This window comes from Marinobacter sp. 1_MG-2023 (assembly GCF_030549045.1).
Classification (GTDB): domain Bacteria; phylum Pseudomonadota; class Gammaproteobacteria; order Pseudomonadales; family Oleiphilaceae; genus Marinobacter.
Genome location: NZ_JAUOST010000007.1, coordinates 15,767 through 36,722, shown reverse-complemented (window position 1 = coordinate 36,722; position 20,956 = coordinate 15,767). Strand labels below are relative to the sequence as shown.

The window sequence follows — 20,956 nt, the reverse complement described above, 5'->3', positions numbered from 1 at the left end:
AGTCAGTTATGGGTCTTCTCGTAGATGGTAAATGGCACGACCAGTGGTATGACACCGACAAGACCGGTGGTAAGTTCGAGCGCGAAGCCGCTCGGTTCCGCAACTGGGTGACTGCAGATGGCTCCCGGGGGACAGCGGGCGAGGGTGGTTTCAAGGCGGAGTCAGGTCGTTATCATTTATATGTCTCTCTGGCTTGTCCCTGGGCCCATCGCACCTTGATTTTTCGGAAGCTGAAGGGACTTGAGGCCCATGTGTCAGTGTCTGTTGTTCATCCGGATATGGTGGAGAATGGCTGGGAGTTCCGGTCCGGAGAGGACACGCACAGGGACGATCTGTACGACTTCCGTTTTATGCATCAGATCTATACCAGAGCCGCACCGGCGTATTCCGGTCGGGTGACGGTTCCGGTTCTGTGGGATAAGTATCAGCAGACTATTGCCAGCAATGAATCGGCGGATATTATCCGTATGTTCAACTCCGCGTTTGATAATCTGGAGGGAGTGAACACCGATCTGGACCTTTACCCCGATGCTCTTCGAGTAGAAATTGAGGCGGTGAATGAGCGGGTTTACAACACAGTGAATAACGGCGTTTACAAGGCGGGTTTTGCCACAGTTCAGGAGCAGTATGAAGAAGCCTACGCTGAGTTGTTTGATTCTTTGGACTGGCTGGAATCCAAGCTTTCCGACCAGCGCTATCTGACGGGAAGTCGTATCACAGAAGCAGACTGGCGGCTTTTCACAACACTGATACGGTTTGATGCGGTTTACTACAGCCACTTCAAGTGCAATCGACAGCGTATCTGCGATTTTCCGGCGCTTTCAGGTTATCTGAGGGAGTTGTATCAGGTGCCTGGTGTAGCCGACACCGTGGATATTGATCAGATCAAGCGCCACTATTACGTGAGCCAGCGCACCATCAATCCGACTCAGGTCGTGCCATTGGGGCCGCTCCTGGATTTCACAGCTCCCCACGGTCGGAACAGGCTTAGCTGACTCTCGCTACAGCGACCTGGGTCAATAGTTTCAGCGCGTCTTTGTGGGGTGAGTCTGGGAGGGTGGCCAGAGTGTCAGAAGCTTTGGTCGCTTCGGCTATGGCTCGTTCCATGGTGTATTCCAACGCACCAGAGGCTTCAACAAGTTTCAGAATCCGTGGCAAGTCGTCGAGCCCACCTTTGCGGATGGCCTGGCGAATGAACTGACGGTCTCCCTCGCTGCTGTGAGTCATAGCGTGGATCAGAGGCAGTGTGGTTTTGCCTTCGGCCAAATCGTCGCCAACGTTTTTACCCATGGTGTCGGCATCGCCACGATAATCGAGAACATCATCCACCAGCTGGAAGGCCAATCCCAGGTGTTTGCCATAATCTTTCAGTGCTTGTTCCTGAGTGTCGTTGGCGTTCGCTAGCAAGGCGCCGGAGTGGGACGCCGCTTCGAACAGCATGGCCGTTTTGTTATGTATCACGGTCATGTACTGATCTTCGGTGAGGTCCGGGTTCTTTACATTCATCAGCTGCATGACCTCGCCCTGAGCTATCACGGCCGTAGCGTGCGACAGAACCTCCATAATAGGAAGGCTCTTCAGCTCGACCATCATCTCGAATGCGCGGGCGTAGAGGAAATCACCTACCAGCACGCTGGGCGCGTTCCCCCAGTTTGCATTAGCTGTGCTCCGGCCCCGGCGCATATCCGATGTATCTACAACATCATCATGGAGCAGGGTGGCTGTATGTAGGAATTCGATCACCACAGCCAGTTTGAGGTGTTCGTCTTTACGGTAACCTGCGGCGCGGCTGGAAAGTAAAACCAGTAGAGGTCTCAGGCGCTTACCGCCGCTTTCAATAATGTACTGGGCTATTTTTTCTACCAGAGGGACATCGGAGGAAAGTCGCTGGATGATCAGGTCATTAACGCGGCTGAAGTCGTCCGCCACGGTGTCGTAAATGCGCTGGGCTGTCATGCGGCTTGTGGATCCCTTGCTGGTGTCTTGATTATGTAGTTGTCTAGTGTACTGATAATACAGGCAGGTTGCGGCAATGCTAGGTTTTGCCGCGGTTAGTGTCAACTTGGCTTGTATTGCGAAGCGCCTTTTCGTACAATCACGCGCCCAACTCATCCCAACCTGCGCTCCCTGCTATAGGGTCGCCAGAGCGCTTCCCTTAGAACCAGGTGGATAAGAGCAGGGATGGGTCAATCGCGGAGAATATTAATGTACGCAGTTATTGTTAGCGGTGGTAAACAGCACCGTGTAAAAGAAGGCGAAACTCTGAAGCTGGAAAAGCTGGAAGTGGAAACAGGCGGTAACGTCGAGTTTGACCGCGTTCTGCTGATTGCGGATGGCGACAACTTTAAAGTTGGCGCGCCGGTTGTTGATGGTGCCAAAGTGACTGCGGAAGTAGTCAGCCACGGTCGTCACGACAAGATTCAGATCATCAAGTTCCGTCGTCGGAAGCACTCGATGAAGCGTCAGGGCCACCGTCAGTGGTTTACTGAAGTAAAAATCACGGGTATCCAGGGCTAAGCTCTCGGAAAAAACCCCTTAATCAGGAGGCTTGTCATGGCTCATAAAAAAGCAGCAGGTAGTACCCGTAACGGTCGCGATTCCGAGTCGAAACGACTTGGTGTGAAGCGCTACGGCGGCGAATCAGTATCTGCAGGCAGCATTATCGTTCGTCAGCGCGGAACTCGTTTCCACGCAGGCGTAAATGTTGGCCTGGGCAAAGACCACACGTTGTTCGCGAAAGCAGACGGCCAGGTCAAGTTCGAAGTGAAAGGTCCGCAGAACCGCAAGTTCGTAAGTATCGTTCCGGCTGCTGCCTAAGCAGCGGCGATCCGGTTCTGTCGAACCTTGGGTAGTCCTGATATTCTGCTGTCACAGTTAGAAGTCAGAGCCACCCGGAGCCCCGCAAAGCTTCCTTGAGGCTGCGGGGCTTTTTAGTTTATGCGCTACGCGCAAAGGGTTGATTCATGAAATTCGTAGACGAAGCCACAATCATCGTTGAGGCCGGTAACGGCGGGCATGGCTGCCTCAGCTTTCGGCGTGAAAAATACGTTCCCAGGGGTGGCCCTGATGGGGGTGATGGCGGTGATGGTGGCTCCGTGTATCTCGAGGCGAGCGACTCGCTCAATACACTGGTCGATTACCAGTTCCAGCGTAAACACAAGGCGCCGGGCGGAGAGCAGGGTTCTGGGCGCAACTGCACCGGAACCAAAGGCGAGGATCTGGTGCTGCCGGTGCCGGTCGGTACCACAGTGGTTGATGTGGACACCCACGAAGTGCTTGGCGATCTTACCCGCGTTGGTCAGTGCCTGAAGGTGGCCCAGGGTGGGTTTCATGGCCTTGGGAATACCCGATTCAAATCGTCGATAAACCGTGCACCGCGCCAAACGTCCAAAGGCTCTGAGGGTGAGCTCCGGAACCTGCGCCTGGAACTGAAAGTTCTGGCGGATGTCGGTCTTCTGGGTTTGCCCAACGCCGGCAAGTCCACCTTTATTCGTTCTGTGTCAGCTGCGACACCTAAAGTGGCTGACTACCCCTTTACGACACTGGTGCCGAATTTGGGTGTGGTCAGTGTGCAGGCGCACCAGAGTTTTGTTATCGCGGACATACCCGGGCTGATTGAGGGTGCTGCAGAAGGCGCGGGCCTGGGTATTCGCTTTCTCAAGCATCTTGTGCGCACCCGTTTGCTGCTGCACCTGGTGGACGTGGCGCCTTTCGATGGTTCCTCGCCGGCTGAAGCTGTGACAACGATTGCCCATGAACTCGAAAAATTCAGTGAAACTCTGGCTGGCCGCGATCGCTGGCTGGTGCTGAACAAGGTGGATATGGTTCCGGAGGAGGACCGTGAGGCTCATTGCCAGGCTATCATTGATGAGCTCGATTGGCAGGGTCCGGTTTTCCGTATCTCTGCACTGAGCGGTGAAGGCACCAAGCCGTTGACGCAAGCGGTTATGCGCTGGATCGAAGAACGTGCAGAGGAAGAGGCTGAAAATCCCGAGATTGCCGAGCAGGAAGCTGCTAGGCGCAGGCGTATGGACGAAGAAGCCCGCATTGGTATTGAGGAAGAAAAGCTGGCTCGTCGTGCGGCCCGTGAGGAAGGTGACGATGACTTTGACGATGACGATTACGACGTTGAAGTGGTGTATGCGCCTGAGTAAATTCAGGGTTTCATAGCCGGGGCCATCCCGATAATCAGAAAGATACAGTGTCTGAATCATGACTGAACGCGCTCAGCTGCCCCAGGCTCGACGCCTGGTGGTAAAAATCGGAAGTGCTCTGCTGACCAATGATGGTCGTGGCCTGGATGTACCGGCGCTCGGGCTTTGGGTAGATCAGATGGCAGCGCTGGTTAAGCAGGGTGTGGAGTTGGTTGTGGTTTCTTCCGGCTCGGTCGCTGAAGGCATGAGTCGTCTTGGCTGGAAAAAACGCCCGGAAAAACTGCATGAGCTTCAGGCTGCTGCTGCGGTCGGTCAGATGGGTTTGGTCCAGACTTGGGAGGCTGAGTTCAAACGCCACGGTATTCATACCGCCCAGATTCTGCTGACCCACGATGACCTTTCCGACCGCAAGCGCTATCTGAATGGGCGCAGTACGCTCAGGGCCCTTCTGGACTTTGGTGTTGTGCCTATCGTAAACGAAAACGATACGGTAGTTACCGACGAGATCCGCTTTGGTGATAACGACACGCTCGGCGCTCTGGTTGCCAACGTGGTTGAGGCGGATGGTCTGATTATCCTGACCGATCAGCTAGGACTGTTCGATAAGGATCCACGCAAAAACCCCGATGCCCGATTGGTGACGGAGGGCCTTGCCGGTGATCGTGAGCTGGATGAGATGGCTGGCGGGAGCGCTGGTGCGCTTGGTCGTGGCGGTATGCAGACCAAGGTGCGCGCTGCGCGCCTGGCTGCGCGCTCTGGAGCCTTTACGGTAATCGCGGGTGGCCGTGAAGAAGGTGTGCTTGCGAGGCTTCGCCGGGGTGACGTTCTAGGCACTCTGCTGCTTCCCGAGCAGGGGCGTATTGCAGCGCGCAAGCAGTGGCTGGCCAGCCATTTACAGACCCGGGGTAAGCTGACACTGGATGACGGTGCAGTGAAGGTGCTTCGCCAGGGTGGGCGCAGCCTTCTGCCTGTTGGTGTCAAGGGCGTTGCCGGGCAGTTTCGCCGAGGCGAGATGGTGTCCTGTGTCGATCAGAAAGGGTGTGAGGTTGCGCGTGGGCTGGCGAATTACGACGCAGTTGAGGCCAAGGCAATAGCGGGCCATTCAAGCAGCAGTATTGCAGAGGTTCTGGGCTATATTTCTGATGAAGAAATGATTCATCGGGATAATATGGTGATTGTCTGAAATAAAAAAACCGGCTTGATAGCCGGTTTTTTTATCGCAACAAGAGCTTTTGGTTAGCGCAAGGCGCTATCAGGCACTCTTCAGCGCTTTGATCTTGGCGCTCATGCGGCTCTTCTGGCGAGCAACCTTGTTCTTGGTGAAGATGCCTTTGTTAACCATGCTGTCCATAATAGGCTGGGCAGTCTGAAATGCGGCTTGGGCTTCTTCGTAGTTGCCAGACTCAATTTTGGTCTGAACTTTTTTCATGTACGTGCGAGTCATGGAACGCAGGCTTGCGTTGTGCTTGCGGTTTTTCTCGTTCTGACGTGCGCGCTTTTTGGCTTGCGGGGTATTTGCCACCGTAAAACTCCTGAAAGTACTTAAAATTCGTTACTGAATGATTCGTACGGAAAACTCTGAACAAAACGTTAACCAGAGGCTTCCTGAAATCGCGGGCGCGCCCATAACCAGCGCGTCGAAATAAATGACGCGGAACTATGCCGCTCAAACCTGTAAATGTCAATACCAAAGCCCATTTGATCCCATGATCCAAAAGGGCTGTGGTAAACTCCCGGCTCGCTGGATACGGGTTCAGGAGGGAAGCAGGTAATTCCCGAAATACCCGGCCGAAAGAGTGCGCAACCCGGATAGAAGCCCGCATGCCATCGCAACCCGATAAATCACCGGCGCAGCCGCCGGAGAAACAGTTACCGGTCAAAGCCCCGGGCCTGCTCAGGTCATCCGGTTTGGTCGGGGTGATGACCATGTTATCCCGGGTGCTGGGTCTGGTACGGGATATGGTGATTGCGCGCTATTTTGGCGCCGGGGCCGGAGCTGATGCCTTCTTTGTTGCCTTCAAAATCCCCAACTTTTTACGCCGGCTTTTTGCGGAAGGTGCGTTTTCTCAGGCGTTCGTACCTGTGTTGTCATCCTATCGGGAGAATCGCCCGGCCTCTGACGTGAAGCGTTTGGTCGATGCGGTTGCCGGCTCTCTAGGCCTTGTTCTGCTGGGTATAACCCTGGTTGCGATGCTCGGTGCGCCGCTTTTGACCGCCGTCTTTGCTCCAGGCTTCCTGGATGATGACGTCAAATTTGCGCTGACGAGCGATATGTTGCGCATCACCTTTCCTTATTTATTGATGATTTCCCTTACAGCATTTGCTGGCGGCATTCTCAATAGCTACGACCGTTTCGCAGTGCCCGCATTTACGCCGGTTTTACTCAATCTAGCCATGATCGGTGCTGCTGTGTATCTCACGCCGTTGATGAGCGAGCCGGTCATGGCTCTGGCTTGGGGTGTGTTCATTGCTGGTGCGCTTCAGTTGTTTTTCCAGTTGCCTTTCCTGATGCGACTGGGGCTTATGCCGCGACCTCGTGTTGACTATCGGCACGAAGGCGTCAGTCGCATTCTCAAACTAATGGTGCCGGCGCTTTTCGGTGTCTCCGTCAGCCAGATCAATCTCCTGCTGGACACGGTTTTGGCGTCTTTTCTGCAAACGGGAAGTGTATCCTGGCTGTATTATTCCGACCGGCTTTCCGAGTTGCCCCTGGGTGTCTTCGGAATTGCCATTGCGACTGTCATTCTACCCAGCTTGTCACGTAAACATGCCGCAGCCTCTGCAGACCAGTTTGCCGCCACGCTGGATTGGGCTGTTCGCGCCGTATTGATCATCGGCGTTCCCTCTGCGCTGGCTCTGGGGTTGCTTGCAGAGCCGTTAATTGCAACCCTGTTTCACTATGGCGAGGTTACGGACAGAGATGTCGCCATGTCGGCTCAGAGCCTGCGGGCCTATTCTTCGGGCTTGCTCGCCTTCATGGTTATCAAGGTTTTGGCGCCGGGTTTTTTTGCGCGGCAGGACACCAGTACGCCCGTGAAAATCGGCATCATCGCCATGGTGGCCAATATGGTTTTCAATCTGGCACTCATCGTGCCTTTGGCCCATGCTGGCCTGGCGCTGGCGACGTCGCTGTCAGCCTGGCTTAATGCGGTTCTGCTCTGGCGCGGGCTGAGGCGGCAGGGAGCCTGGCAAAGCCAGCCCGGCTGGGGAAAATATCTTGTACAGATCGGTCTCGCGAATGCTGCCATGGTTGCCGTCATCCTCTGGCTGAACATGCCGGTCATGCGCTGGCTGTCGGCAGACGGAATTCAGCGTTCGCTCCATATGGGAATGATGGTCGTGGCTGCCAGTGGTACCTACTTCCTCGTTCTTGCGTTGGCAGGGGTGCGGGTAAGACATTTTCGGCAGAGGTAAGGTATAATCGCGCGTTTTCTCACCAGCGCCTTGCACACAGACAAGCGCTGAAAGCCAACTGGCAAATGAAGGTTCGCATTGCATGCGTCTGATCCGGGGTCTGACCAACCTGAAAATACTCTCCAGGCAGGTGGATTCACCGCTGGCAGAAGGCTGCGTCGCTACAATTGGTAACTTCGATGGCGTCCATCTGGGCCATCAAACCATTATTGACCAGGTCAAAAATAAGGCGCGGGTGCTGGATTTGCCCTCGGTTGTGATCATTTTCGAGCCTCAGCCCAGGGAGTTCTTTCAGGGGCTTGAGGCGCCGCCAAGGTTGATGGGGTTTCGACATAAGCTGGGAGCCCTGTTGGCGGCGGGCATTGATATCGTGCTGTGCCTGAAGTTCGATGAAACTTTTCGCGGTTATTCCGGTATGGGCTTTATCGAGGATGTGCTCATCGAAGGGCTTGCGGTGCGCCATCTCGTTGTTGGCGATGATTTCCGCTTTGGGTGCGATCGTGCTGGAGATTTTCGGTTACTTGAGGCGGTGGGGGCAATTGTCGGTTTTTCTGTGGAAAATACCCACACAGTATCCGTTGCTGATGAGCGTGTAAGCAGTACCCGTATCCGAAACCTGCTTCTGGAAAGCCAGCTGGAAAAGGCCGAGGCCCTGCTTGGACATCCTTATCACATAGTCGGACGAGTCGTTTATGGCAGACAGTTGGGGCGCAGTATCGGATCGCCTACTGCCAATATCCTGTTGCGCCAGATGCCGCCATTGCGTGGCGTTTATGTGGTCGGCGCAAGACTTGAGAGCGGTGAGACGCAGGACGGTGTTGCAAATATCGGCTTGCGCCCGACAGTGGATGGTAAACAGCCGGCATTGGAAGTGCACCTCTTTGACTTTACTGGCACACTTTACGGCCAGCATATTGACGTTGTTTTCCGCCACAAGCTGCGGGATGAAGAAAAGTTCGACTCCATCGATGCGCTGAAAGCGCAGATAGCCAGGGACTTCGACTCTGCCAGAGTATGGTTGACCGAACATCCCAGGCAGAACATCACTGACTCAAACTGACCAAAAGAGTACGCACACAAACCATGAGCGACTATAAGCACACTCTGAATCTGCCGGAAACTGCGTTTCCTATGCGCGGCAACCTGGCCAAGCGCGAGCCCGAGATGCTCAAGCGCTGGCAGGATCTGGACGTCTACGCCAATCTGCGCCAGCAGCGCGAAGGGCGTGAAAAGTTCATCCTTCACGATGGCCCTCCCTACGCCAACGGCAGTATTCACATTGGTCACGCGGTTAACAAGATCCTGAAAGATATGATCGTGAAATCCCGTGGCTTTATGGGCTTCGATGCGCCCTACGTGCCGGGTTGGGATTGCCATGGTTTGCCTATTGAACACAAGGTCGAACAGGAAATCGGCAAGGCTGGAGTGAAGGTCGACTACAAGACCTTCCGTCAGGCGTGCCGCGATTACGCGACCAAACAGATCGCTGGCCAGAAAGCTGACTTTATACGCCTTGGAGTTATGGGTGAGTGGGATAAGCCCTACCTCACCATGGATCCGAAAGTGGAAGCCGGCATTGTTCGTGCTCTGGGCAAGATCGTCGCCAAGGGCCATCTGGTTCGTGGTTTCAAACCGGTTTACTGGAGTGTGGTCGGTCAGTCCGCGCTTGCTGAGGCCGAAGTGGAATATCAGGACAAAACTTCAACGCAGATCGATGTTCGCTTCACTGCTGTTGATCAGGCCAAAGCCTTGTCGCTGTTTGGTACCGACAAAGGCGAAGGTGAGGTGTCCATCGTTATCTGGACCACTACACCTTGGACCATTCCAGCCAACCAGGCTGTGTCGTTGAACGCTGACCTGGAATATTCGCTGGTGCAGGTTGACGCGGGCAATGGTCCCGAGCGCATGATTCTCGCCGCCGCCATGGTTGATGGTGTGATGGCGCGCTGGGAGATTGCGGATTTTGAAGTGCTGGCCACCTGTTTGGGCGCAGACCTTGAAAATCTATCCCTGCAACATCCGATCTACGATAAGCAGGTACCTGCAATTCTGGGTGACCATGTTTCTATCGATGCGGGTACCGGTGCAGTACATACGGCACCGGATCACGGTATGGAAGACTTTGTCGTGGGTAAATCCTACGACATTGGTACGCTAAACATGGTGCAGGCTGACGGCACGTACACCAGTGCTGCCGGTGAGTTTGCGGGCATCCATGTTTATAAAGCGGACGATCCGGTCTGTGAGGCACTGGCTCGCGAAGGCAAGCTCGTGCGCAAGGAAAAGTTCCGCCACAGCTTCCCCCATTGCTGGCGCACTAAAACGCCGCTGATCTACCGCGCAACGCCGCAGTGGTTCATCAGTATGGATAAAGAGAATCTCCGCGCAGACGCACTTGAAGCCATCAAGGGCGTGCGCTGGGTGCCTGCCTGGGGGCAGAATCGTATTGAGGCGATGTTCCAGCAGTCCCCGGATTGGTGTATCTCACGCCAGCGCACCTGGGGCGTGCCGATTACGCTGTTTATCCACAAAGAAACTCAGGAATTGCACCCGGATACCCAGAGTCTGATTGAGACAGTGGCTCAGGCTATCGAAACCGGCGGCATTGATGCTTGGTATGAAATAGATGCCAGCGAACTGCTGGGTGACGATGCCGATCACTACGAAAAGGTTCTGGATACGCTGGATGTGTGGTTCGATTCCGGGGTGACCCACGAATCTGTTCTGCGGGTGCGCCCGGAACTGGGTCAGTTCCCTGCTGATATGTACCTCGAGGGCTCTGACCAACACCGTGGCTGGTTCCAGTCTTCTCTGAAAACCTCCATTGCCATGAACGGAGTTGCGCCATACCGGCAGGTGCTTACTCACGGTTTTACCGTGGACGGCAAAGGCCTGAAGATGTCCAAATCCCTGGGCAACGTGATCGCGCCTCAGGAAGTCATGAATGAGCTGGGTGCCGATATTCTCCGCCTGTGGGTTTCTGCTACTGATTACAGCGGCGAGATGACAGTTTCCAAAGATATCCTGCGGCAAACTGCCGACGGATATCGGCGTATCCGTAATACCTCACGCTTCCTGCTGAGCAATCTCACAGGTTTTGATCCGAAGCAGCACATGGTTGCTCCGGAAAATATGATTGCCCTGGATCGCTGGATGGTGGATCGCGCTCTCCAGTTGCAGAACGAACTGCATGAGGACTACCAGAACTACGCATTCCTGCGCATCTATCAGAAAGTGTACAGCTTCTGTGAAGCGACCTTGGGAGGCTTTTACCTCGACATCATCAAGGACCGCCAGTACACCACTCAGGCCGACAGCCTGGCGCGACGCTCGTGCCAGACGGCGCTATATCACGTGGCCGAAGCCCTGGTGCGCTGGATTGCTCCAATTCTGAGTTTCACGGCTGATGAGATCTGGCAGCACCTGCCGGGTGAGCGCGGCGATACCGTGTTCTACGAAACCTGGTATGAGGGCCTTACAGCGCTTCCTGACGATGTCGAACTTGGCAGGGATTACTGGCGCCGGATATACGGTGTAAAAGAAGCGGTGAATAAATGCATGGAAGAAGCCCGTGCCCGTGGTGAAATCAAAGGGTCACTGAGTGCTGAGGTTACGCTTTATTGCGAAGGTGAACTGGCGGCTGATCTGGAGTTTCTCGGGGAAGAGCTTCGCTTTGTCCTGATTACCTCCGAAGCAATCGTGAGGCCGGTATCGGAAGCAGGCGGGGCAGAGACGACCAGCTATGAGGGGTTGCTGGTGAAAGTGACTCCGGCGACTTACGCCAAGTGCGAACGTTGCTGGCATCACCGGGAAGATGTGGGAACGAATACTGCCCACGAAGACCTGTGTGGCCGCTGTATTACGAATGTTGAAGGGCCGGGTGAAACCCGCTCGTTTGCCTGATGGAATTGGCAATGGATGAGCAGGTAACGGGAAGCAAATTGAAGTGGCTCTGGCTGGCGGTTCTGGTGATTGCTCTTGATCTCGGCACCAAAGCCATGGCCACAGCCATGCTCACCTACGGCAATCCGGTGCCGGTGATTCCCATGTTCAACCTGACGCTCCTGCACAACACCGGCGCAGCGTTCAGTTTCCTGGCGGGAGCGGCCGGCTGGCAGCGTTGGTTCTTTGTAACGCTGGCGCTCGTGGTCAGCATGGTACTGGTCGGCTGGCTGAGAAATCTTCAGCGTCATGAGACCTGGTCGGCCATTGCTATCGTACTGATCCTCGGTGGGGCGCTCGGTAATGTATACGACCGGGTTGTGCACGGTTATGTTGTCGACTTCCTGCATTTCTACTGGCAGGACTGGCACTTTCCCGCATTCAATCTGGCTGATACCGCGATTACCATAGGTGCCGCCATGATGATCATTGATATGTTCCGCAAGCCTGCTGAATCCGGCACGCCTGAGAACGGGAGCGAATAAAGCCCATGAAAGAATTGCCTGTAGATAAGGGGACGCGCGTAACCCTGCACTTTGCGCTGAAGTTCGATAGCGGTGAAGTTATCGATTCTACCTTCGATAAAGATCCTGCAACGCTGGAAATCGGTGACGAAAGCCTGCCGGAAAACTTTGAGTCCTACCTGATGGGCATGAGGGCCGGCGACAAGGCCAGTCACCAGGTGCCACCGGAGAAGGCTTTTGGTCAGCGAAACCCCAATAATGTACAGACCTTCAAGCGGCACGAATTCAGTGCGGATATGGTGCTGGATCCCGGCGTTATGATTTCCTTTGCCGATGCGCGCCAGCAAGAGTTGCCCGGGGTGGTCAGCCGGGTAGAAGGCGATGAAGTGGAAGTGGACTTCAATCACCCGTTGTCCGGGCGTACACTGACTTTTGATATCGAAGTTATTGACGTAGAACCGGCAGGGCAGACGCACTGATTATGCAAATAAGACTGGCAAACCCCCGTGGCTTTTGTGCAGGTGTGGATCGCGCCATCGAGATCGTAAATCGCGCTCTGGATGTGTTTGGCGCGCCCATTTACGTTCGTCACGAGGTTGTGCATAACAAATTCGTGGTCAACAACCTCCGCAACCGCGGGGCAATCTTTGTAGATGAGTTGGATGAAGTGCCAGACGACAAACTGGTTATCTTCAGCGCGCACGGAGTATCCCAGGCAGTGCAGAGTGAGGCTGCCCGCCGTGGCCTGAAGGTATTCGATGCCACTTGCCCGCTGGTTACCAAGGTGCACCTGGAAGTCATGCGCTATAGCCGGGATGGCCGTGAATGCGTGCTGATTGGGCACCAGGGCCATCCGGAAGTGGAAGGTACTATGGGGCAGTACGACCACAGTAACGGTGGTAATATTTATCTGGTCGAGAACGAAGATGACGTATCGCGTCTGGAGGTAAGCGACCCGGCACATGTTTCCTATGTTACCCAGACCACGCTTTCCATGGACGACACCGCCCGGGTTATTGACGCACTGCGCGAAAGGTTCCCGGACATTGAGGGCCCACGTAAAGACGATATCTGCTACGCCACCCAGAACCGGCAGGATGCAGTAAAGCAGCTTGCCGGTGACTGTGACTTGATGCTGGTTGTGGGCTCACCCAACAGCTCCAATTCCAACCGCCTGCGTGAACTGGCGGAGCGCATGGGTACGCCGGCTTACTTGATTGATGAAGCATCGCAGATTGATCCGCAGTGGCTGGAAGGCAAAGAATCAGTCGGCGTTACCGCGGGTGCCTCGGCGCCAGAAGTGCTGGTTAACGATGTGATTGCCCGCCTGCAGGACCTTGGGGGCAGCGTGCCCGAAGAGATTGCCGGGCGTGAGGAGAATATTGTTTTTTCTATGCCTAAGGAATTGCGGATTGATGCCGTCAATGTTTCCTAACGATGCTTTCTTAGAAGCATTGCAATAAATGCGAGGCTAGGATTACAGAAAAATTGTGATGCAAGCCTCGTTTTGAGCGCCCTTCTACCGTTTATCCCCCCTGAGTGTCCGCTTATCACGCCGCACTAGCTTGATTGTGCCGGCCTGTTTATCCTCTGACTAAAAGAACAGGATGATGAGTCTATGTCTGTCAAGTTCAGAAATGGTTTTACTCTGATAGAGCTCCTCGTACTTATGGCGGTATTGGGAGTTGTCGCAGCTATTGCGGTGCCGAATTTCTCTCGGCTTATCGAAAGTAACCAGCTCACGACAACCACCAACGACTTGGTGGGCGCGCTGAACACCGCGCGTGCCGAGGCAGTTCGATTAGGTGGGCCGGTGTCTTTGGTGCCTAATCCGACTTTCACCGAAAGCTATCAGGTCACTGATGGTGGGTCAGTGATCAGTGAATTTCAGGGTGCATCAGGCCAGTTCACGATTGCTCTGACGAACGGGGGTAATCCAAGATTCGGTGCAACTGGTTTACTGCTGAGTGGTGGTTCGGAATTCAGTGTATGCAGGGCATCTGGTGAAGATGGGACCAGAGTAAGAATAACTGCCGGTGGCCAGATCAGATCGGCGCGGATCACTTGTCCATAATGAGGTTGTCACGATGATAAAACCCCTTTTGTCAGGAAAGCCTCAGCGTGGATTCACCATGATAGAGGTTCTGATTTCGATTTTGGTGCTCGCAATAGGCCTCCTGGGTGTGGCTGGTGTCCAGTTGGTGTCCATGCAACAAACTGTCAACTCGACGCTGCGCTCTGAAGCCACCATGTATGCTCAGACGGTTGCGGAACGATTGCGGTCGAATGGTGGTGCCACGCTTTCCACAGCCCAGATGGATAGCCTGAAAGCACAAATGCTGGCCGATCTTGGGGCGGGAGCCGATCTTAAGGTGACCATGAACGGAACCGCAACTTCCGCTGAGGTGGAGGTGACCTGGGTAGAGCGAGATTCCTTGAATTCAGCTGCTGCTGATGGCTTGGTAACCCAAACTTTGACTGTGGATGCGAGATTGTAAATGAAGCGCCTCTTCCGGTTTTCAGTGAATCCGGCAACCCAAACTGGGTTGTCGCTAATTGAGTTAATGATCGCGTTGTTGCTTGGTACATTGCTGACGGTGGGGCTTGTTCAGGTTTTTACATCCAACAGCCAGTCGTTTCGCCATAACGAGGCCGCAGCCAGATCTTTGGAGTCTGGGCGGATTTCAGTAGATATATTGTCCCGTGCCATTCGTAATGCAGGCTTTTTTGGTTGTTTCCCTGTAAATGGCATAACCAATAGCCTGGACAGTACCGATGGCGAATACGATGAGGTTCGGCATGGTTTTGTTACCTTGGGCGTATCGGCCACAGAAACCGGTGGTTATACCGAACGTCCGGGTGCGGCTACTGCAGGCACGGATTTTATTAATGTCACCGGGGTAAGGCGTCCTGGAGCAATTGTGAAATTGGGTGCTGATTTGACCGCTACCAATGACATCCAGCTTGAAGATAGCGATGAAGATGGTGCGGATGATCCTGGCAGTCTGGTCGTTAACGATCTGGCATACATCACTAATTGCGAGATGGGCGATATTTTCCAGATATCGGAACTTACCACCTCCGGTAACGACATCACACTGAAAGCTGATGACAGTGCAGGTGCCGATGGTAACCCGGGAAATGATCTGAGTGGGAATATTCCGCTCGCATGCACGTCAGTGGGATCATGCCTGAGCACTGTTTATGCGCAAGGCACGGAGATTTTTGAGCCTTACAGCGAAGCCTATTTTATTGGCACAGCTGCGGACGGTGGCAGTTCCCTGTTCATGAGACAGGCTGACGGAACAGATATTGAACTGGTCGCTGGTGTTGAGGATATGAGCGTGCGGTTTGGCGAAGGCACGGTTGCGGCGGGTGTTCAGAACTGGCGCGAGGCTTCGGCGGTTACTAGCTGGGATGATGTGCTCGCGGTGGAGGTAAGCCTCCTGATAGCTTCACCGAGTGATAACGTTATGGACAGCACTCAAACCTATTGCTTCCCAGGGTGGGAGGACTGTGTCACCGATACGAGCAAGCTGACAACGGCGGGAGACGAGCGGATGTATAGGGTATACACATTTTCCAATACTCTCAGAAATCCGTTCTAGAAGGATGGTACAAATATGCAAATAGCGAACAAACAGAAGGGTGCAGCGCTGTTGTTGTCACTGGTGATATTGCTGGTGCTGACTTTACTGGCGGTTTCGGGAATGCAGGGCAGTATCATGCAGGAGCGTATGTCGACGGCTCAGCGAGACGGTATGTTGGCATTGGAGACTGCGGAAACGGCCATGCGTGAAGCCGAAGCAACACTCGACGGCCTCTCTGATCTGGACGATTTTGGCTCGGTAACTGGTTTTCATGATGGAACCGATCCCAACGGTCTGGCGCCGTCTCCGTTCGCGTCGGAGAGCTGGGAGCTGGATGGCTCCGGTGATCCCAAGGAGGCAATTAAGGGGACTGCGGTGGGCGGTGTTACCCCTCTATATATGTTTGAGTACAAGGGCAAGGTTGTCGTGGATGCTGAAGCTCAGCTGCCACGGGACTTCAGCCAGTATGGTTCGGAGGGCTCCGCTGAATTTGATTACGCACGTATCCTTGTAAGAACCGCCGGACCTTCGGGTACGAGCATGCGCTTACTTGAGGGTTTTTATGTATTTCTGCCCACTGGGCTGGGAGGAGGTAATCCATGAGCACGTTAGATCTTAAAGTTATGGTGTCTGCTGCTTTACTCGTTCTTCCCACTGCGGGCTATTCTGCGCGGCCTGATTTTGCGCAGGAACCCTTGTTTATCGGGAGTGCGGTGGCACCGAATCTGATGTTTATTCTGGATGACTCAGGTTCCATGGCCTGGGAATATATGCCGGATGATATAAGTGGCTATTACAGCATACAGAGTGTAAACGGCGACCAGGATGGTGAAAATGCGAATTATCGATTTTACTATTCTTCGCAAGTTAACAAAATCTGGTACAACCCCGCTGTGACATACAGCCCCCCTCTTCAGGCAGACGGAACGGGAACTCTTCCTAACTCTTCTTACACCTCAGCACCCTATAATGGGTACAGCAGCGGCAGTGGCTCTACAGACTTGAGTGATAGATTTGCGATCAGAAACTACAACGTTGAGGGCGGTGGTTTTTACTGGCAATTCAATAGCTCTTCATCCTGCGATGCAAATCCCAGGCAGGATAGCTGTTATACCTATGTTTCGGTTAATGGCCTGTCCGAAAGCGAGAAAACGAATTTTGCAAACTGGTATTCGTATTACAACACGCGTGTTAAAGCCGCGAGGGCTGGCATCAGCACGGCATTCTACAACCTGCCAGAGAGCTTTCGTCTTGGTTGGGGGCGTATTAACCGAGGCTCTCATTCAGTGGACGACGCCTCTAGTATCCGTGCGGTTGAAGAGGGCGTAAGAGAATATAGCACCGACAGGAGAGAAGACTTTATCGACTGGCTTTATGATGCGCCCTCTAGTGGCGGCACGCCTTTGAGGCGGGCTCTGGAAGGCGCAGGGAGGTATTACGAACGCAGCGAGAAAGCCTGGTCGGATGATCCGAGTAAGAGCGTAAGTAACACCAACCCAGTTCGGGAATGCCGGCTGGCCTATACGATTTTGATGTCTGATGGTTATTACAACGGTAGCAATCCAGATGAAGATATTGACTGGGCAGATGATGAGGATGGCTCTCCAATATCGAACAACAAAGGTGATTCGTTCCAGTATATTAAGGGCGACCCGTTTGAGGATGGAAGCCGTCGCTCGCTAGCCGATGTCTCAATGTATTACTGGAAGCGGGATCTGAGAACGGACATAAATAATTATGTGCCAACCTCTGAGAAGAACCCCGCATTCTGGCAGCACATGTCGACTTATACCGTGGGGCTGGGTGTAGAAGGATCGGTTGATCCTGTTGCCGCGTTCAATGCCATAAAAACCGGAACCTATATTGACTGGTGGGGTGGATCATCAAACGAAGATAAAGTAAACGATATGATCCACGCTGCAGTTAATGGGCGAGGCGGGTTCTTTAGTGCGGCAGACCCGGAAAGTTTTGCCACAGAGCTTGCGGGAACTGTCGGAGATATTGTTGCTGAAGCTGGTTCTTCCACAGCGGTTGAGTTCGACGTTTCTTCTTTCCAGGAGGGCGCGCTGATTTTTGCATCCCAGTTCGACCCTAACGGATGGACGGGTGACCTGAAAGCGGCGGAGTTAGGTGGTACTGCGGCGAACCCTGTTGTACCTGACATGAACGACGCAATAGCGAACGGTGACGGCTGGTCTGCACGGACTATTCTCGATGACCGGGATCTGTCGACCGATGACAGGGTAATCGTTACCTTTGGCAATGGAGCAAAAGGATTCCGGTGGGATGATCTGTCTGCCAGCCAGAAAAATGACCTCCGGTATGGAAGTGTCGGCGATACCGTTGCTGAGCAGCGGCTTGCTTATATTCGAGGGGACTTGTCTTTTGATGAGACCACTGGATGGCGTAAACGTGGTAGCCGCCTGGGATCAATTGTTAATTCCTCACCGGAGTATGTTGCGGCGCCTCGAGGGATATGGCCTGATTCGGCGCCTTTCGGAACTACATCCAAGCGCTTCTCCGATTTTGTCGAAGATAACGAGTCACGTGCGCCGGTTGTGTACTCCGGTTCCAATGACGGAATGCTCCATGGTTTTAGCGGAACGGCGAGCGGGGGTAATGAAGTGCTCGCGTACATTCCAGGGTTTGTCTATAACTCGACTGCGAACAATGCCGGGTTGCACTTCCTGACAGATCCCTCCTATCAGCATCGGTACTATGTGGATCTGGAAATCCGTCAGCAGGACATCTTTACCAAGGGCAAGGAGATTGATGGCTCTCTGACTACGGATGAAGACTGGAGAAGTATCATCGTTGGTGGTGGTCGTGCAGGCGCAAAAGGTATTTTTGCTCTGGACGTTACCGATCCTTCCGGTTTTTCTGAAGCAAATGCCGAAAAAATTGTGCTCTGGGAGTTTACAGGTACTGATGACAGCCGTATGGGTTATGTTACTCAGGCCCCTATCATCGGTGTGACAAAATGGGGCACAGATACACGCTGGACTGCTTTTGTATCTAATGGATATAACTCCGATACAGCCAGTACCGGATTTTTCATGCTCGATATTGAGGGCGGAATGGACGGCACCTGGGATGCTGCTGATGTTCGTTATGTCGAGTTTGAAGGTGGCGGTGACGGCCTTTCTCCTTTGCTGGCCCTCGACACCACGGGTGACTATCTGGTAGATCGTGTTTATGCAGGTGACCTGGATGGCAATCTATGGGCCGCGAAACTGAGTGGCACCGGTACCTGGGCCTCGACCTATCAATCGGGTGGATCTCCAGAACCTGTTTTTACTGCAGGGTCTGATCAGCCGATTACAGCGGCGCCAGTTGCGGCGGCAAACAGTACAACTTCCCGTGCAGGTAACCTTCCGAACCTGATGATTTATTTCGGTACAGGTCAATACCTGGAGGCAAACGATGTTACTTCCAATGATACTCAGTCTGTGTACGGTATCTGGGACAGAGGTAGTTCTGGTCTGACGCGTAGCAGCCTGGAGTCACGCAGTATCACCCAGGGAACGCTGGAGGTTTCCGGTGTAACTACTGACGTTCGCTATTCGACTGGCGATGCAATGGACTTTACAACGGTCAAAGGCTGGTACGTTGATCTGCCTACGAACGGGGAGAGAGCTGTGGTCAGCCCTCAGGTTCGTGGAGAGTTCCTGTATCTGAACACTACAATCCCGGATCAAAACCCCTGCCTTGGCGGCGGCAGTGGTTGGTTGATGGCATTTGGTCTGGATGGCCGGACTCCTGAAAATCGTGCTTTCCTTAAATTCGGAGATAAGGTTGCGGGGTACCGGAGCAGCGGCTTACCGAACCAATCTACTATTTTGGGTAATTTCCGCTTCACTCCGGGCAGTGATGATGATGACGCGGTGGACGTTGTTGAGATTCCGCCTCTTAGCGGATCCGTGGCCAACGCAGGGCGACGTGGCTGGAACGAGCTGGTAAACGAATAGGCCGGCCGGAAACGTCACCGATCAGATAATAGAGGATAACTGCATGAGAATATTATTTTCGATCATTGTTGCAACGACTCTGGGCGTGTGGAGCCTGAGCTCAGTGGCCCAGGAGAGGGTGACTCCTGATTCCCAGGGTTATAGTGATTCAGGCGTCGAGGGAGCGCAGTACGCGGTACTCGACGCCGTCTATCGGGAAGATAGCCGGATCGTTATAGATGACCGTGAATACTTCCTCGAAGGCTCTGTCACCGTCAATAACCAGGTTATTTCAGCAGGTAGTGCGATGGCTATCCTTCGGGAGGGGCAACGCCTGTTAAATGTTGTTGCTGAGTACAAGGGTGATGATGGACGTTTGGTGTTGCAGGGAGTGGATACGTTTTGAACATTAATCTGGGCACGGGCTACCGGGGGCGAGCAGCCGGTTTTACGCTGATCGAACTGATGATTGTCGTGGCAATCATTGGAATCATTGCCGCAATCGCTTATCCCTCCTACGTGGACAATGTTCGACAGACTCGCAGGGCGACAGCTCAGGCGGATCTTATGGAGCTTGCGCAATGGATGGAGCGGCAATATGCGGCGGACTTCTCTTACCTTGAGGGTGGCAATCAGCCGGTATTGCCGTTTACCCAGTCTCCGCGAAACGGAACGGCTTTTTACAATTTCAGCTTGAATGGCGCTGCAACGGCAAATGCCTTTTCAGTGCAAGCCGTTCCGGCAGGCGATCAGGCGAACGATGATTGTGGGACATTAAGGTTGGCCCAGACAGGAGCAAAAACATCGACGTCCGGAACTAACTGTTGGTAGCGGTGGCCAGGCTAACAGTGAAGTGGTCGGCCTTGTGAGTCCTCAGGGATACCGTCATTATCCGTATCCCTGGCAATTCTTACCCGACCGCCCCGACTGATTATGATCTGGCCTGCTAACGCGGGATCTCGCGATTCGGGACACCATGTAATGTTACCCAAGTCGCTGTGTATGAATCCGGTAGGTCTGAATTGAAAAAAACTTCGGTTTAGCGAGCGGGCTATAAGGCGTCCGTTGCCGCTTGGGGAAATGGTTCTGAGAAGGTTTTCATTTGCGATTAGTTTTCTGGTGTTGTCAGAATCCAGAAAAACGTGAATGTTGCCATTCCAATCTCTGCCACAAGTGCGAGTGGCGTCAAGCGGGCATACCGTGATAATGGCCCCGTGCATTACAGCATGTTGCCTGGCAAACGCAAACACCCCCATCAGGTCATGCAAGGCGCCTTTTCGTTCCTGATTGCTGATGAGGGATGTGAATGAGGGTAGCGCGATATTTACGAGAATTGCAGCGATAACCACCACAATCATTAATTCCAAAAGTGAAAAGCCACGACTTTTGTGAGCAAGCATTGTCCAACATCCATGTAACAGTGATTAATTAGCGAACGCATCCTG

General features: G+C 53.7%; 21 protein-coding genes. 18 read left to right on the top strand and 3 right to left on the bottom strand.

The annotated features are described in order from the left end of the window. Positions 1–8 precede the first annotated feature (8 nt). Entirely contained in the window at positions 9–995 is a 987-nt protein-coding gene (locus Q4606_RS15515; RefSeq protein WP_303608088.1) for a glutathione S-transferase family protein, read from the top strand. On the opposite strand, the gene ispB is transcribed toward Q4606_RS15515, so the two are convergent. Next, the gene (ispB, locus tag Q4606_RS15510; protein ID WP_303608087.1) at positions 988–1,956 is read right to left on the bottom strand and encodes an octaprenyl diphosphate synthase; all 969 of its coding nucleotides are present in this window, start codon (positions 1,954–1,956) and stop codon (positions 988–990) included. The genes Q4606_RS15515 and ispB overlap by 8 nt on opposite strands. Positions 1,957–2,205: 249 nt before the next feature. Here ispB and rplU point away from each other — a divergent pair, with 249 nt between their 5' ends. From rplU to proB, 4 genes are all read left to right on the top strand, one after another. Then, the gene (rplU, locus tag Q4606_RS15505) at positions 2,206–2,517 is read left to right on the top strand and encodes a 50S ribosomal protein L21 (protein WP_072799598.1); all 312 of its coding nucleotides are present in this window, start codon (positions 2,206–2,208) and stop codon (positions 2,515–2,517) included. Positions 2,518–2,553: 36 nt separating this feature from the next. Further along, positions 2,554–2,817, top strand: coding sequence for a 50S ribosomal protein L27 (gene rpmA, locus Q4606_RS15500; RefSeq protein ID WP_144780029.1), 264 nt, complete (start codon positions 2,554–2,556; stop codon positions 2,815–2,817). Between the two features lie 146 nt (positions 2,818–2,963). Further along, positions 2,964–4,154 (top strand): Obg family GTPase CgtA, encoded by a 1,191-nt coding sequence (gene cgtA / locus Q4606_RS15495; protein ID WP_303608086.1) that lies wholly within the window; start codon positions 2,964–2,966, stop codon positions 4,152–4,154. 58 nt (positions 4,155–4,212) lie between these two features. After that, the gene (gene proB / locus Q4606_RS15490) at positions 4,213–5,337 is read left to right on the top strand and encodes a glutamate 5-kinase (protein ID WP_303608085.1); all 1,125 of its coding nucleotides are present in this window, start codon (positions 4,213–4,215) and stop codon (positions 5,335–5,337) included. A gap of 69 nt (positions 5,338–5,406) precedes the next feature. Here the strand turns inward: proB and rpsT are convergent, their stop codons facing one another. Beyond that, complete coding sequence (rpsT, locus tag Q4606_RS15485) at positions 5,407–5,676, bottom strand: 30S ribosomal protein S20 (protein ID WP_303597528.1); 270 nt, start codon at positions 5,674–5,676, stop codon at positions 5,407–5,409. Between the two features lie 299 nt (positions 5,677–5,975). On the opposite strand from rpsT, the gene murJ reads away from it, so the two are divergent. From murJ to Q4606_RS15420, 13 genes are all read left to right on the top strand, one after another. Further along, complete coding sequence (gene murJ, locus Q4606_RS15480; protein WP_303608084.1) at positions 5,976–7,568, top strand: murein biosynthesis integral membrane protein MurJ; 1,593 nt, start codon at positions 5,976–5,978, stop codon at positions 7,566–7,568. A gap of 82 nt (positions 7,569–7,650) precedes the next feature. After that, positions 7,651–8,628 (top strand): bifunctional riboflavin kinase/FAD synthetase, encoded by a 978-nt coding sequence (gene ribF / locus Q4606_RS15475; protein WP_303608083.1) that lies wholly within the window; start codon positions 7,651–7,653, stop codon positions 8,626–8,628. A gap of 23 nt (positions 8,629–8,651) precedes the next feature. Beyond that, on the top strand, positions 8,652–11,471 hold the full coding sequence (gene ileS / locus Q4606_RS15470; protein ID WP_303608082.1) for an isoleucine--tRNA ligase: 2,820 nt from the start codon (positions 8,652–8,654) through the stop codon (positions 11,469–11,471). After that, positions 11,471–11,995, top strand: coding sequence for a signal peptidase II (gene lspA, locus Q4606_RS15465; protein WP_303608081.1), 525 nt, complete (start codon positions 11,471–11,473; stop codon positions 11,993–11,995). Before ileS ends, lspA begins: the two co-directional genes overlap by 1 nt. Before the next feature lie 5 nt (positions 11,996–12,000). Continuing rightward, positions 12,001–12,453: an FKBP-type peptidyl-prolyl cis-trans isomerase gene (gene fkpB, locus Q4606_RS15460; protein WP_303597533.1), complete on the top strand. Its 453-nt coding sequence runs from the start codon at positions 12,001–12,003 to the stop codon at positions 12,451–12,453. 2 nt (positions 12,454–12,455) lie between these two features. Further along, complete coding sequence (ispH, locus tag Q4606_RS15455; protein ID WP_303597534.1) at positions 12,456–13,409, top strand: 4-hydroxy-3-methylbut-2-enyl diphosphate reductase; 954 nt, start codon at positions 12,456–12,458, stop codon at positions 13,407–13,409. A 183-nt stretch (positions 13,410–13,592) separates the two neighbouring features. Beyond that, positions 13,593–14,048 (top strand): GspH/FimT family pseudopilin, encoded by a 456-nt coding sequence (locus tag Q4606_RS15450; protein ID WP_303597535.1) that lies wholly within the window; start codon positions 13,593–13,595, stop codon positions 14,046–14,048. Between the two features lie 13 nt (positions 14,049–14,061). Continuing rightward, the gene (gene pilV, locus Q4606_RS15445; protein ID WP_303597536.1) at positions 14,062–14,472 is read left to right on the top strand and encodes a type IV pilus modification protein PilV; all 411 of its coding nucleotides are present in this window, start codon (positions 14,062–14,064) and stop codon (positions 14,470–14,472) included. Continuing rightward, the gene (locus tag Q4606_RS15440; RefSeq protein ID WP_303597537.1) at positions 14,473–15,582 is read left to right on the top strand and encodes a PilW family protein; all 1,110 of its coding nucleotides are present in this window, start codon (positions 14,473–14,475) and stop codon (positions 15,580–15,582) included. A 15-nt stretch (positions 15,583–15,597) separates the two neighbouring features. Further along, the gene (locus Q4606_RS15435; RefSeq protein WP_303597538.1) at positions 15,598–16,167 is read left to right on the top strand and encodes a PilX N-terminal domain-containing pilus assembly protein; all 570 of its coding nucleotides are present in this window, start codon (positions 15,598–15,600) and stop codon (positions 16,165–16,167) included. After that, positions 16,164–19,532: a pilus assembly protein gene (locus Q4606_RS15430; RefSeq protein ID WP_303597539.1), complete on the top strand. Its 3,369-nt coding sequence runs from the start codon at positions 16,164–16,166 to the stop codon at positions 19,530–19,532. Before Q4606_RS15435 ends, Q4606_RS15430 begins: the two co-directional genes overlap by 4 nt. Before the next feature lie 43 nt (positions 19,533–19,575). Beyond that, positions 19,576–19,917 (top strand): hypothetical protein, encoded by a 342-nt coding sequence (locus Q4606_RS15425; RefSeq protein WP_303597540.1) that lies wholly within the window; start codon positions 19,576–19,578, stop codon positions 19,915–19,917. Beyond that, on the top strand, positions 19,914–20,342 hold the full coding sequence (locus Q4606_RS15420; RefSeq protein ID WP_303597541.1) for a type IV pilin protein: 429 nt from the start codon (positions 19,914–19,916) through the stop codon (positions 20,340–20,342). Before Q4606_RS15425 ends, Q4606_RS15420 begins: the two co-directional genes overlap by 4 nt. An 11-nt stretch (positions 20,343–20,353) precedes the next feature. Here the strand turns inward: Q4606_RS15420 and Q4606_RS18220 are convergent, their stop codons facing one another. Beyond that, entirely contained in the window at positions 20,354–20,911 is a 558-nt protein-coding gene (locus Q4606_RS18220) for a GspH/FimT family pseudopilin (RefSeq protein WP_368497982.1), read from the bottom strand. Between the last annotated feature and the right edge of the window lie 45 nt (positions 20,912–20,956).